Origin of the sequence: Salinisphaera sp. SWV1 (assembly GCF_052044155.1) — a bacterium.
In the GTDB taxonomy this organism is placed as follows: domain Bacteria; phylum Pseudomonadota; class Gammaproteobacteria; order Nevskiales; family Salinisphaeraceae; genus Salinisphaera.
In genome coordinates this window covers 1-12,136 of the sequence record NZ_JBQDYE010000061.1, presented here as the reverse complement: position 1 = coordinate 12,136, position 12,136 = coordinate 1, and the positions used below count along the sequence as shown (strand labels likewise).

Sequence of the window (12,136 nt, the reverse complement as noted above, 5' to 3'; positions counted from 1 at the left end):
CCGACATCTCAATCTCTCCGTCAATAGCGACAGCGGAGAGATTGGCTTATCGATTATGCCGCCGGAAGGATGGGGTTGGTGGAGCGCTTACCGACAAAGCGCCCCAGGTTGGCGAATGTTCTATCGTTGAGGCAGCTGATGTACTGCCGGTAAGTGGCCGCCAATTCGTCCTTGTGCCTGTTCATTTGCATCACGATGTCGAGTCGGAGCCTGCCGCATGCACGGGACTAATAGGGGACAGACCACGGTTAAGTGATACGCTGCGGCGGATTCCACTCCAAAGCGCACCGGCTAGGGTTTTATAGATCGAGAAGGACATGAGTGGGGGTGATACGGGCCCCGGGGTCGGGTCTTGCCTTTTGCCTCTAGTGCGATGGATTCAACTTCAAACTGCAACACAGGGGCTTTTCGCCGGAATTCGTGAGGCGCGCCATTCGCGGCAGGCCACGCGCTCTACCCTCGATGGTCAGCGGGTTGCCCGTGACTTTTTCACTCGGCGCGAAGCGGCTCGGCCGAGCCGCTATCGGGCGATTTCCCGATCTGTCTTCGGATCGCCGCCTCGTCAATGACCGACCATACGGTTTTGATCCGCGAATCGAGGAATTCGTAGAACACGTTCTCGGTGAACTGGATACGCCGGCCGTTGATCGGGAGGCCGAAGAGTTCGCCTGTCGGCGTGCAGTCGAAGCCGAGCCGGCAGCCCACATAGGGCGGGTCGACGGTGAGGAGTTGAATATCGAACTGCAGGTCTGGAATGGCGCGCACGTCGTTTTCCAGCATCTGACGGTAACCGTCCAGGCCGAGCGGCCGCCCATTATGTACAACGGCAGGATCGACAAAGCGCCCCAGGCTGGCGAATGTTCTCATCGTCGAGGCAGCTGATGTACTGCCGGTTAATGGCCGCCAATTCGTCCTCGTGCCTGTTCATTTGCATCACGATGCCGGGTCGGTGCCTACAGCATGCGGAATAATAGGGGACAGACCACGATTAAGTGATACACTCCGACTTTGGTTCGCATTTGAATAAAGCTGTGCCAAGACGTCCGCGCGTCATACTTCCCAACATACCGCTCCACATCATCCAGCGGGGCAACAACCGGCAAGCCTGTTTTTTCGCTGACGACGATTACCGCTTCTATCTGGAGTGGCTGCAAGAATATGCAGCCATTGAGCGCGTGGCCATACATGCCTACGTGTTGATGACGAACCACGTGCACCTGCTTTTGAGTGCGCAGACTGCCGCTGGCGCGGGTCGACTCATGAAACGACTCGGCCAGCGCTACGTTCAGTATGTGAACCGCACCTATCGACGCAGCGGCACGCTCTGGGAGGGACGGTTCCGCTCTTGCCTGGCACAGGAAGAGCACTACGTGATGGGATGCTACCGCTATATCGAACTCAACCCCGTCCGAGCCGAGATGGTCGCGCACCCGGCCGACTACCGATGGTCCAGTTACCGTGTGAACGGGCAGGGCGAGCAAAGCCGCCTGATCACCTCGCACCCGCTCTACGACGCCTTGGGCGACAGCCCGGGCGATCGCCAGGCCGCGTACCGCGAACTATTCCGATACGAACTGAACCCCGGTTTAGTGGATGAAATCCGCAAGGCGACCCACGGTAACTATGTGCTGGGCACCGAGCGATTCGAGCAGCAAGTCGCGGCGATGCTGGGACGACGCGTGAGCCGCGGGACGCCGGGTAGGCCAAGAAAAAAGCCGGACTAGGTCAGAGTGGGGCGTGGTCGCTCCCCTATTGTCCTCCTTTTGTCCTAAGTGTCGCGCAAATAGATAAAAATTTGGAGTCAAAGGGGCCATTTGTGGAGTTTGCGTTTGAGCTCCATTGAGCCATGAATGGCATCCCGCGGGTTCCGTCCTTGCGACCGGGTCTGGCGTTGTGGTGCCCATATGGCAAGGGTTCAGGGCGGTGTGATTGCTTTGCTATTTCCCGGAGTCGAGGCGTTAGATAAAAACAGATGACTTTTAGTGCGTCGTCACAAAAACGATCATTCCGAGATCGGGCCATTTATACAAAAGTCGAATAATTGCCTGAAAATGTACGCCTATCGAAAAGCTGAGTAATACATAGGTATGAAATGTCGGACTTTTGATATACACGGCGATGGCGCGGCGGTAGGGTCGGTCCTATAAAAACAACTGTCGCCCAGCCTAGCCGATTCACGGTCAGGCCGGGTGCGGTCTGTATCGCGAACGCTTGCCGCTGTTTTTCGGCGGCAGCGGAGGAGAACCGATGATGAAATATGCCGTTGCTGCCATCGCGCTACTCATTTGCTCGCCTTGTGTTTTCGCGGCATCGGTGACCATTAGCTATTGGAATTTCTTCACCGGTGGCGACGGCGTTCGCATGAAGCAGCTGGTTCAGGATTTCAATAAAAGCCACAACGGCATCCAGGTTGACTCGACCACGCTCAAGTGGGGTACGCCGTTCTACACCAAGCTGCACAGCGCCGTCGCATCGGGCAACGCGCCGGATGTCGTCAGTTATCACCTGTCGCATTTTCCGATCGGGATCAAACAGGGCGATCTACGCCCGAACACCACCGCAGAACTGAACAAGGTCGGCCTGCACAAGGATCAGTTCCTGAAAACCCTGATCGACAAGTCGCTGGCCGATAGCAAGGCATATGGCCAACCCGGTCGGCTCTACGGGGTGCCGCTGGACACGCACACGCTGGTGCTCTACTACAACAAAGACGTGCTGCGCAAGGCCGGCGTGCTCGGTCAGTCGGGGCAGCTCAAGATCCAGGGCATCAAGCAGTTCGACAAGATGCTCAAGAAGATCAAGACCCGGACCAACGCGTTGCCGATCGCTTTTGCGTCGAACGATGCTCCCACGGTATGGCGCACCTGGTACACGCTGTTCAAGCAGCAGCACGGCACGCTCGAAAAGAACCATAAGCTCGATCTGAAGGATCTTGATTCGACCGGCCTGAAGAGCCTGCGCGTTATCGCCAACTGGTCGAAGCGGGGCTACACCAGTCATCACACGTCGTATCCGGCTATGGTGGCTTTGTTCACGAGTGGCCGCGCGGCCTTTATGATCAACGGTGACTGGGAAGTGCCCACGCTGGTCGACGGCAAGAAGAAGGGCACCCTTGGCTTTGATTACGGCATCATGGCGTTCCCGAAAATGTATGCCAACCGAGACACTTGGGCGGACTCGCACAACCTGGCCATTCCGGCGCGTAAAGGCCAGCCGATGTCGACGGCCAAGCGCAAGGCGGTATACACGTTTATCGACTACGTTGAAAAACACGCGATGATCTGGGCCGCGGGCGGGCATATTCCCGCCTACAAGCCGGTGCTCGACAGCGCCCAGTTCAAGCAGATGGTGCCGAACAACGAGTACACGCCACAGGCGGCCCAGGACGTCGTATTCGCGCCCAGTCTGCCGGTCTTCGGCGTCGCCAGCCCGGCTTACAACGCGGTCGACAATTTCTTTGTGCCGGCGATGGCCGGTCAGATGACGCCCAAGGCCGCCATCGCGCACTTCCGCAAGAGTCTTGTGAGCGCCAGCCAGCACTAGCCGGACGCAACCGTAGACCAGGATAAGGCGCGGAGTCGGGAATCATGGCCGAGAAATCGTCGAGCACGAAACGAGCCGAATCGTCGGGGGTGAGGGCCAAGGCGTGGTCGCGGCGTGCCATCCGTCGCAAAAACGCGCGGTCTGCGTTGCTGATGATCGCGCCGTTTCTGGTCGTTTACGGCGTATTCCTGATCTATCCCGCCATCCGCGTATTCTGGCTGACCTTCACGAGCGCCGATCTGACGGGCAACGGCGGTGCATTCGTCGGTCTGGATAATTACACCCGACTCATCTTCGATCCGCTGTTCTGGGCTTCGGTCTGGCACACCGTTTACTTTGTGCTGCTGACGGCCGCACCCAGCACTGCCGTGGGGTTGCTGCTCGCTATTCTCGTTCTGCGATGGAACCGACTGCGGCCGTTTTTTCTCGCCGCTTTTTTCCTGCCGTACATCCTCCCGGTGAGCGTGGTCACGATGATCTGGGCATGGATCCTCGACCCCAATTTCGGCGTGGCGAACTATCTGTTCGGCACCAACATTGCCTGGCTGGACAACGCCAGCTGGGCCATGCCGACGGTCGCTTTCGTTACGATCTGGTGGATGGTCGGCTTCAACACGGTGCTGTTCATTTCCGGGCTACAGAACATTCCGAACGAGATCTATGAGGCAGCACGCTTGGACGGCTGCGGCCCCTTCCGGCTGTTCACGTCGATTACGTGGCCGATGCTGTACCCGGTGACGGTACTGGTATTCACCTTGCAGTTGATCTTGCAGTTCAAGATTTTCAATCAGGTCTATCTGCTGACCCACGGCGGGCCCTACAACTCGACCATCGTGCTCTTGCAGTATATGTACCGCCAGGCGTTCAACCAGCACAACGGCGGCTATGCCGCCACGATTTCGGTGAGCGTGTTTGTCCTCATCCTGGTCACGTCCTTCATTCAATATCGGTTGTTGAGCAGCCGCAAGGGTGGTGACGCATGACGATACGCCGCCATCTGGCAACCGCCGCCCTGTTCGTGGTCACGAGTCTGCTGGCTCTGTTCTGGTTGTTTCCGTTGTACTGGGCGGTCAAGACGTCGCTGATCAGCGAATCCCAGACCATTGCCCGCCCGCCGACCTGGTTTCCGACGCATATCACCTTCGCTGCGTTTCGCAACGTGCTGGAAAACAGCCCGATCGTGGTCTGGTACATCAACAGCGTCATTACTGGCGTGATCATTACCGTGGCGACCCTGCTGCTGTCAGCGATGTGTGCCTATGCGCTATCGCAGCTCCGTTTCAAGGGACGGACGATGCTGTTCTGGCTGGTCCTGGCGGGCTTCATGATCCCGCTCGAGGCCAACGCCATCCCACTCTACATGCTGCTCAACCGGTTCGGCCTGGTAAACAGCTACGCCGGCATCATTCTGCCGCAGCTTGCCTTCCCGGCCGCAGTGATCATCTACAAGCGCTTTTTCGACGATGTGCCCCAGGATTTTCGCGATGCCGCGCGTCTGGACGGCGCCGGTGAATTCCGCATCCTGTTCAGTATCTACCTACCCATCAACTGGGGTATCACCTGGGCCATCGCGATCATCGTGTTCATCGTGGCCTGGAACAATTTCTTCTGGCCATTCGTGATCATCACGTCGACCGACAAGATGACGATCCCGGTGGGCATCACCCAGGTGCAGTCGGCCTATGGCGTGACCTACGCCAACCAGATGGCCACCGCCGTATTGGCCGCAGTGCCCGTGGTGATCGCCTATCTATTTTTCCAGAAGCGGATCACCGAGGGCGTGATGTCGACCACCGCGCTCAAATGAGGCCGTTCGAGGACGAACGACACGCCTGATTCAACTGACGACACGGGTTTCACATGCCGAACGCTCAACTGATTGCTGATCGAGACTTCGTCGTTTCCGAACTGGATCGAATGCTTTTCGGTTCCTTCGTCGAACACATGGGGCGCAGCGTGTACTCCGGCATCTACGAGCCGGATCATCCCACCGCTGATGCCCACGGCTTCCGCGGCGATGTGCTCGCGCTGGTAGCAGAGCTGGGTGTGACGCTGGTGCGCTATCCCGGCGGCAATTTCCTGTCCGGCTACAACTGGGAGGACGGCGTCGGCCCGCAGGCCGAGCGCCCGAAACGTCGCGATCTGGCGTGGTTTTCCACGGAAAGCAATCAATTCGGCACTAACGAGTTCATCGACTGGTGCGGCGTCACCGGCATCGAGCCCATGTTCGGGGTCAACCTGGGCACGCGCGGCATCGATGACGCACGGCGCTTCATCGAATACTGCAACGGCGCGCCCGGTTCCGCGCTGGCGGATTGGCGTATTCAGCACGGCTATCGCCAGCCGCACGGCATCAAATACTGGTGTCTCGGCAACGAGATGGATGGGCCCTGGCAGATCGGCAGTCTGACCGCCACCGAGTACGGCCGCCGGGCCCAGGAAAGCGCCAAGGTCATGCGCTGGGTCGACCCGGATGTACAGCTCGCGGCCTGTGGCTCGTCAAACCGCGGCATGCAGACCTTCGGACACTGGGAGCAGGAAGTGCTCGACCACTGCTTCGATCAGGTCGACCTTATTTCCCTGCATACCTACTTTCGCAACGACCACGACGATCTCGGCGAATATTTTGCCGAGATCGAACTGATGGATATGTTCATCCGCGAGGTGGTATCGATCTGCGACGCCGTGGCCGCCAAGCGGCGCTCGCCCAAACGCGTGATGCTGTCGTTTGACGAATGGAACGTGTGGTACCGCACCCACAGCGAACCCTGCATGCACAAGCCGGGCTGGCCGACCGCGCCGCGCCTGATCGAGGAAGTCTACGATTTCGAGGACGCGCTGATCGTCGGTGGCGCCCTGATCACGCTTATCAACAATGCCGATCGCGTGAAAATTGCCTGCCTGGCGCAACTCGTCAACGTCATCGCGCCGATCATGACCGAGCCCGGCGGGCCCGCCTGGAGACAGACCATCTTCTGGCCATTCGCACTCGCTGCCCGCCACGGCCATGGCCGCGTCTTGCAGTTGCATACCGCCAGCCCGGGCTACACGACACAGGCGGGCATCGAGGTGCCTTATCTTTACGCCACCGCCATCGACAACCGCGCGGATGGCACGGTGACGCTGATGGCCATGAATCGACACCAGAGCGAGCCGCTGGAATTGAACGCCGAGCTACGCGGCTACGGCCTTGAAGAACTGGTGAGCGCCACGGAACTCCACGAACAGGACACCAGGGCCACCAACACGGCCGACGAGCCCGATCGCGTCGTGCCCCGCCAACTCGCGGGCGTGCGTTTGAGCGAGGCGACCGTACAGGCCACATTGCAGCCCGCCTCGTGGAATGTCATCGTTGTGCGCACACGAGACGTATCGCACATCGGGATATAGTGCCCATTCGTCGTCCGATTTCGGCGCTTTTTCGCGCCGTGCGCGTGGCGCGCCGTCGATGTGGTGGGGCTTGAGTTGGCGCCCTCGTGGCCGGCCGCGGTTTTGACGATTGTCCCCGGAATGTCCGGACAGGGCCCCGTTGCAGGCGGCGTTGCGTTGAAAAGGGGTAACCGCGATACCGCGTGATACGATCGGTGAGGTAGGCATCAGCCGTGGTGTGGCGGCATCTGCGGCGGCGAGTGATCGAGCGGCTGGATGCGGCGCAACGCCGGGCTGGCGCGTACGGTAACGAGGCAAGGCGTCGACCCGACGCGCAGCGGGGTGGCAGCGGTGACCAACAATCCGGGGCAGTGGGCAGCGGCAGCGTCCGTCAAAGACTCGCCGGCCTGTTCTGCAACGGTCGATGCGGTCGTGCGCAAGACGGTGCCCGGTCCCGTGATCGAAAGCGTCGCAGGGGATCTGAGCCTTCGCCCGGCCGGTATCACGAGCCGCGAGGCTGGCGGCCGGCAACGTCGACCGGTATGCGACATCACTGAACCGCCGCCGGCACGCGCCATGACAGGACACTAGATGCGTCGCGCACCGCTGGTCACGGGCCTGCTTCTGATTCTGACCGTCGCGGCCGCGGCGGCCTCGCTGTTGCAGTATTTCCGCCCGGGCTCGCTGGCGCATCTGCCCATCGTGCCGGTGGCCGCCAGCCTTGCCGCCGTGTTCGTGGCCTGGCTGGCCAGCCGCGGCATCGAACGACTGGCTACGGGCCTGAACGTCGGTCGCCATGCCTGGCAGCGGCGTATCCGCCAGACGCTCCGCGTCGAGCCGGACCAGCGTTTTCGTGAAGCCGACCTGTTGGCGGCGCTGCTGCATCTGGCGGTATGGTTGCCGCTGCCGCTGGTCGTGCTGCACTTCTGGGGATTGTCGCGCGCCAGCCTGGACCTGCTGCGCCATATGGCCTGGACAGGCTTTCCCATCGGCAAGATCCAGCTCGTGCCGGCGCAGCTGCTCATGGGGGCGATCCTGCTGGTGGTGCTGGCCACGCTGATCCGCTGGCTGACCGGCGTGATGGAAAACCGCTGGCTGGCGCGCACGCCGATGGAGACACACACCCGTGAGTCGGTGGCCACCCTCACGGGCTACGCACTGTTCGTGGTCGCCGCGCTCCTGGTGCTCAGCTATGTCGGGCTCGATCTCACCAAGCTGGCTTTCATCGCCGGCGCGTTATCGGTGGGTATCGGCTTCGGATTGCAGACGATCGTCAACAACTTCGTCTCGGGCCTGATCCTGTTGTTCGAACAACCGGTACGCAGCGGCAACTACATTACCGTGGGCGAAACCGAGGGCTTCGTGCGGCGCATCCGCATCCGTGCCACTGAGATCGAGACGCTGGACCGGATTACGGTGGTCGTGCCGAATTCCGAATTGCTAACGCAGCACGTGAAGAACTGGAATCTACGTGACCGCTACGGCCGCCTGCGCTGCCCGGTCGGCGTGGCGTACGGCAGCGATGTGCAGTTGGTGCAGCGCCTGCTGCTCGAGGTGGCCCACGCCCATCGCGAAGTGCTCAGGGAAGGGTTGAAGGGCATGCCCGAGCGGCAGGCGTTGTTCCTCGCCTTCGGCGACTCGGCCCTGAACTTCGAACTGCGCTGCTTCATCCGCGACATTACGCGACGCTTCATCGTGATTTCGGAGATCAACTGCGCGATCGATGCCGCCTTCCGTGCCCACAATGTCACCGTCGCTTTCCCGCAGCTGGATGTCTGGCATCGTAACCTGCCCCCGTCTGCCGGTCCGGCGAGCGACGATGCGACAGGGTACTAAGTATCGCAATATGCGGTTTTGCATTCGCTCGGACCATAGGACGCAACCCGGCGTGCTGGCGCCCGGATCTCGGAAAAAAGGGACAGGCCTTGACCTGCGCGCATGGACAAAATCTGCCGCTATCGCCTGCTTCTTGCGAACATTCGACGCGGGCTGAAAGCGAACGGTCTAGGCCGCTCGTATGGCGCCGCGTATGGAATCGGTGGTCTGATTGATCGCAGTAGAGCCTGTTCCATGCGCATGATGCAGGCTGATCGAGAATCGCGGTAACGCCGGCAATTCCGAGTCACGCGGGAGCGTCTGCAGATGGGATGGCACGGCCGACTCAAGGCACGCGGTGATCGCCAAGTCACCCGCTACAGCGGCCATGGCTGCATCGAGATTGCCATCCTCGAACCGGTGCACCCACGAGATATTGTGTTCCCGCAATACGCTGAAGACCGAGTCACGAAACACGCATCGTTCGCTGACCAGCGAAAGCGGGAGTGGCCGCCTTGCATGGGCCTGGCCCGCGGGGCTGCCGACCCAGACCAGCTGCTCCGAGACCAGTTGAGTCGCCCCAGCGTGATCCCCAGGCGCTTCCAGCACCGACAAATCGATTTTGCCGGAAAGCAACAGGGCCTCAAGCTCGGCCGATGTGCCGCTATGCATCGATAGCTCGATGTCCGGATCTGCTGTCGATAAGGATTTAAGAATCGCCGGCATGTAGCGACCGACAAGATCACAAGGCATGCCCAGTCGTACGCGTTCGATTTTCTGGCGGCTCGTCGTCTCGACTAGAAAACGATCATTGAGTTCGACCATCGCCTCCGCATGACGCAGCAATCGGGCGCCATCGGCCGTGAGTTTTAAACCGTCGTTATCACGCTGCAGCAAACGGTGCCCCAGGAACGTCTCGAGGCGTTTGAGCTGCTGGCTGACGGCACTCTGCGTCAAATACAGCGCGTGGGCTGCCCTGACCATGCTGCCGTAGCGCACGACCGCGGCATAGGTGCGTAGAAGGCGAATCTCGAGATTTTGAGGCATCGGTCTATCGTCCAGGCTTAAGCAAGCCTAATGGCGCCCATTATAAACATTCGTTTTTCGCGTGCTTCCGGATCTTACAGAATCCACCTGATTCATGGGCTCACTCAAGGACGCAGGATGTGGCCGTCGTTATTGGTCTTTGTCTTTGTGGCGACCATTACCCCGGGTGGGGCCACGACATTGGCTACGGCATCCGGTACCCAGCACGGCCTGCGACGCAGCCTGCCGCTGATTGCCGGTATCGCGACCGGCCTGGCTAGCCTGGCTGCGGCCAGTTCGCTGGGACTCGGCCGTCTCTTACACGCCTTTCCGGCACTCGCTCTCGTGTTGCGAATCGCCGGATCCGGCTATCTCCTGTATCTCGCTTGGCAAGTCGCCTCGCTTGGCCGGCCCGATCCGGACTCGAAGAATATGCGCCGGCCCATTTCGTTTGCGGGCGGGGCGGTGCTGCTCTGGATGAATCCCAAGGGCTGGGCCATGACACTGAGCGCCGCCGTTACATTCAGTGCGCTAGCAGACACCCCCGTGGGGCTCGCCGTGAAGCTTGGCGCCGCGTTCGGCATAGCCGCCATTATATCGCTCACGTCATGGTGCGTGATCGGTAAGGCGCTCGGACAGTTGCTGCACAGCGACCGACAATGGCAAACCCTCAATAGGGCGCTTGGCGTTCTGCTGGCCGCGTCCGTCGTCGCGTTGTGGTTCGAGTAGCTTATTCGAATAATTTTGCCGTCGCACGGCGCTGATGTCTCAATGAACTGGCAATCAATCGAGGATATTCCATGGTGACCTGCTATCTACGTTATGTGATCGACCCGCTCAAGCTGGACGATTTCGAACATTACGCCCGGCTCTGGATCCCGCTGGTCGAACGCTTCGGCGGCACGCATCACGGCTACTTCCTGCCTCACGAAGGCCCGAACAATATCGCGGTCGCACTTTTTTCCTTTCCGACGTTGGCGGCTTACGAAGCCTATCGAGAGAAAGCCGCGGACGACCCGGACTGCCAGGAGGCCATGCGCCACTACGAAAAGACACAGTGCTATTTGAGTTATGAACGATCGTTCATGCGTCCGGTGTTACAGGCATATGAGTGAGCATTCGGGGTCAGGTTTGACGATGTGCAAGCCCTGAGGTGGACCCGGTTACTTGGAACGGCAGCGCGATACGAAGCCCGGTCCGGTCGGCAACGGCCCGGCTTGCTCGCCTTCCGCTTATCCTGTCTCGGGTTCCGCCCGATTTATCAAGCCGGCACAAAAGCACCGGCACAAAAGCAGATGATTTTTCGGGTTAATATCGCGAGTATGCGGCCGCAGGCTCGCCACGGCCATTGGTCGCGAAACCTTTGAAAATAAAAGGCGGGCAGGCGCCGGCTTTTATTTTTGAAGGCGTTGAAAACAGCTGATGAAGTCAGCTGTTTTGGTGCCGGATTAATAGTGAACGCGAGCGACGCGATGCGCACCGATAGCCGTTTGTCCCGAATGCTGCACTTTCTGTCGCATATGGCGCGTGCGACCGAGTCGATGACGTCGGTGCAGATCGGCTCTCTGTCGGGCAAAAACGCGGTCGTGGCGCGGCGTACGATGGCCGGTCTGCGGAAGGTCGGCCATGTTGATGCCGAGAAGGGGCGCCGCGGCGGTTGGTGTAACGCCTGAGAGCAGACGCGCTAAAAGCGACGGTCACCCTGGCTCGACGTACCGTATAAATACGGTGTTGGTCTCTCGGGCAAGGTGACCGATTATCGAATGTTTGAAATCGCCTTGTGTCGCTGTGGCGGCAATATCCGTGATTCAGCTGGGTTGCGGATGCCGCGTCTCGAACTTTTTTCGGGGCTATTCTTTTCCATGGTCGTACTCTGCCGAGAGCATTTTTCGCACTGACGTTCAGTCCAGTGGAATCAGACTTAACGGTACGAATTCGAAGCGTGTTAATTGCCGGAGCACCTTGGATGAAACCAGAACTTGTATTGTTATCCCACCATAGGGTGTGCACGAGGCGGAACGGCTTGGTATTGCAAAGAGATGGCAGACAAACGCGCACACAATGGACTACGCCGAGGTGCCGCGCGTAGTCAAGAGGAACTGATCGAGGCGTTCGATTCGCTTTCACCCCGCGAGCAGCAGGTGCTTGATCTGCTGCTCCGTGGCTTCCTGAACAAGGAAATCGCCCATTATCTGGAGCTCAGTCCGCGCACAATCGAGGATTACCGGGCTTCCCTCAAGCGCAAAATGGGCGCCAGAACCTCGGCTGAATTGGTGACGCTGGTTACCGCGGTGCGGCACCACGAGTCCGGGGATTAGCGGAAAACGAAGGGTCTGTATGCCGTGTAAATACGGTATTGATGACCAGATATTCCGTGTGAACA

10 protein-coding genes and 2 pseudogenes are annotated in these 12,136 nt (G+C 59.8%); 10 read left to right on the top strand and 2 right to left on the bottom strand.

Annotated elements, in window-relative coordinates; genetic code table 11:
* Positions 1–489: 489 nt before the first annotated feature.
* Positions 490–928: pseudogene (locus tag ACS8YF_RS18625) on the bottom strand (ester cyclase).
* Positions 929–1,031: 103 nt separating this feature from the next.
* On the opposite strand from ACS8YF_RS18625, the gene ACS8YF_RS18620 reads away from it, so the two are divergent.
* The 6 genes from ACS8YF_RS18620 to ACS8YF_RS18595 all read left to right on the top strand — a co-directional run bounded on the left by ACS8YF_RS18620 (position 1,032) and on the right by ACS8YF_RS18595 (position 8,748).
* Positions 1,032–1,724 (top strand): transposase, encoded by a 693-nt coding sequence (locus ACS8YF_RS18620; protein WP_440851610.1) that lies wholly within the window; start codon positions 1,032–1,034, stop codon positions 1,722–1,724.
* A 526-nt stretch (positions 1,725–2,250) separates the two neighbouring features.
* Positions 2,251–3,543, top strand: coding sequence for an extracellular solute-binding protein (locus tag ACS8YF_RS18615; RefSeq protein ID WP_440851608.1), 1,293 nt, complete (start codon positions 2,251–2,253; stop codon positions 3,541–3,543).
* Positions 3,544–3,695: 152 nt separating this feature from the next.
* Positions 3,696–4,526 (top strand): carbohydrate ABC transporter permease, encoded by an 831-nt coding sequence (locus ACS8YF_RS18610; RefSeq protein WP_440851609.1) that lies wholly within the window; start codon positions 3,696–3,698, stop codon positions 4,524–4,526.
* Positions 4,523–5,350, top strand: a complete 828-nt coding sequence (locus ACS8YF_RS18605; RefSeq protein ID WP_440851607.1) for a carbohydrate ABC transporter permease — start codon at positions 4,523–4,525, stop codon at positions 5,348–5,350. The genes ACS8YF_RS18610 and ACS8YF_RS18605 overlap by 4 nt, the downstream gene beginning before the upstream one ends.
* A gap of 53 nt (positions 5,351–5,403) precedes the next feature.
* Complete coding sequence (arfA, locus tag ACS8YF_RS18600; RefSeq protein ID WP_440851606.1) at positions 5,404–6,933, top strand: arabinosylfuranosidase ArfA; 1,530 nt, start codon at positions 5,404–5,406, stop codon at positions 6,931–6,933.
* 570 nt (positions 6,934–7,503) lie between these two features.
* Positions 7,504–8,748, top strand: a complete 1,245-nt coding sequence (locus tag ACS8YF_RS18595; RefSeq protein ID WP_440851605.1) for a mechanosensitive ion channel family protein — start codon at positions 7,504–7,506, stop codon at positions 8,746–8,748.
* 168 nt (positions 8,749–8,916) lie between these two features.
* Here ACS8YF_RS18595 and ACS8YF_RS18590 read toward each other — a convergent pair whose 3' ends face one another.
* Positions 8,917–9,774, bottom strand: a complete 858-nt coding sequence (locus ACS8YF_RS18590) for a LysR family transcriptional regulator (RefSeq protein ID WP_440851604.1) — start codon at positions 9,772–9,774, stop codon at positions 8,917–8,919.
* 117 nt (positions 9,775–9,891) lie between these two features.
* On the opposite strand from ACS8YF_RS18590, the gene ACS8YF_RS18585 reads away from it, so the two are divergent.
* The 4 genes and pseudogenes from ACS8YF_RS18585 (at position 9,892) to ACS8YF_RS18570 (ending at position 12,071) form a co-directional block, all read left to right on the top strand.
* A complete protein-coding gene (locus ACS8YF_RS18585) occupies positions 9,892–10,482 on the top strand; it encodes a LysE family translocator (protein ID WP_440851603.1) in 591 nt (196 codons plus the stop codon).
* A 71-nt stretch (positions 10,483–10,553) separates the two neighbouring features.
* Positions 10,554–10,868 carry an NIPSNAP family protein gene (locus tag ACS8YF_RS18580; protein WP_440851602.1) on the top strand — a complete coding sequence of 105 codons (315 nt, stop codon included), beginning with the start codon at positions 10,554–10,556 and terminating at the stop codon, positions 10,866–10,868.
* Positions 10,869–11,225: 357 nt separating this feature from the next.
* Positions 11,226–11,414 (top strand): annotated as a pseudogene (locus ACS8YF_RS18575) (Rrf2 family transcriptional regulator); the annotation flags it as partial.
* A 378-nt stretch (positions 11,415–11,792) separates the two neighbouring features.
* The gene (locus ACS8YF_RS18570) at positions 11,793–12,071 is read left to right on the top strand and encodes a response regulator transcription factor (protein WP_440851601.1); all 279 of its coding nucleotides are present in this window, start codon (positions 11,793–11,795) and stop codon (positions 12,069–12,071) included.
* Positions 12,072–12,136 lie beyond the last annotated feature (65 nt).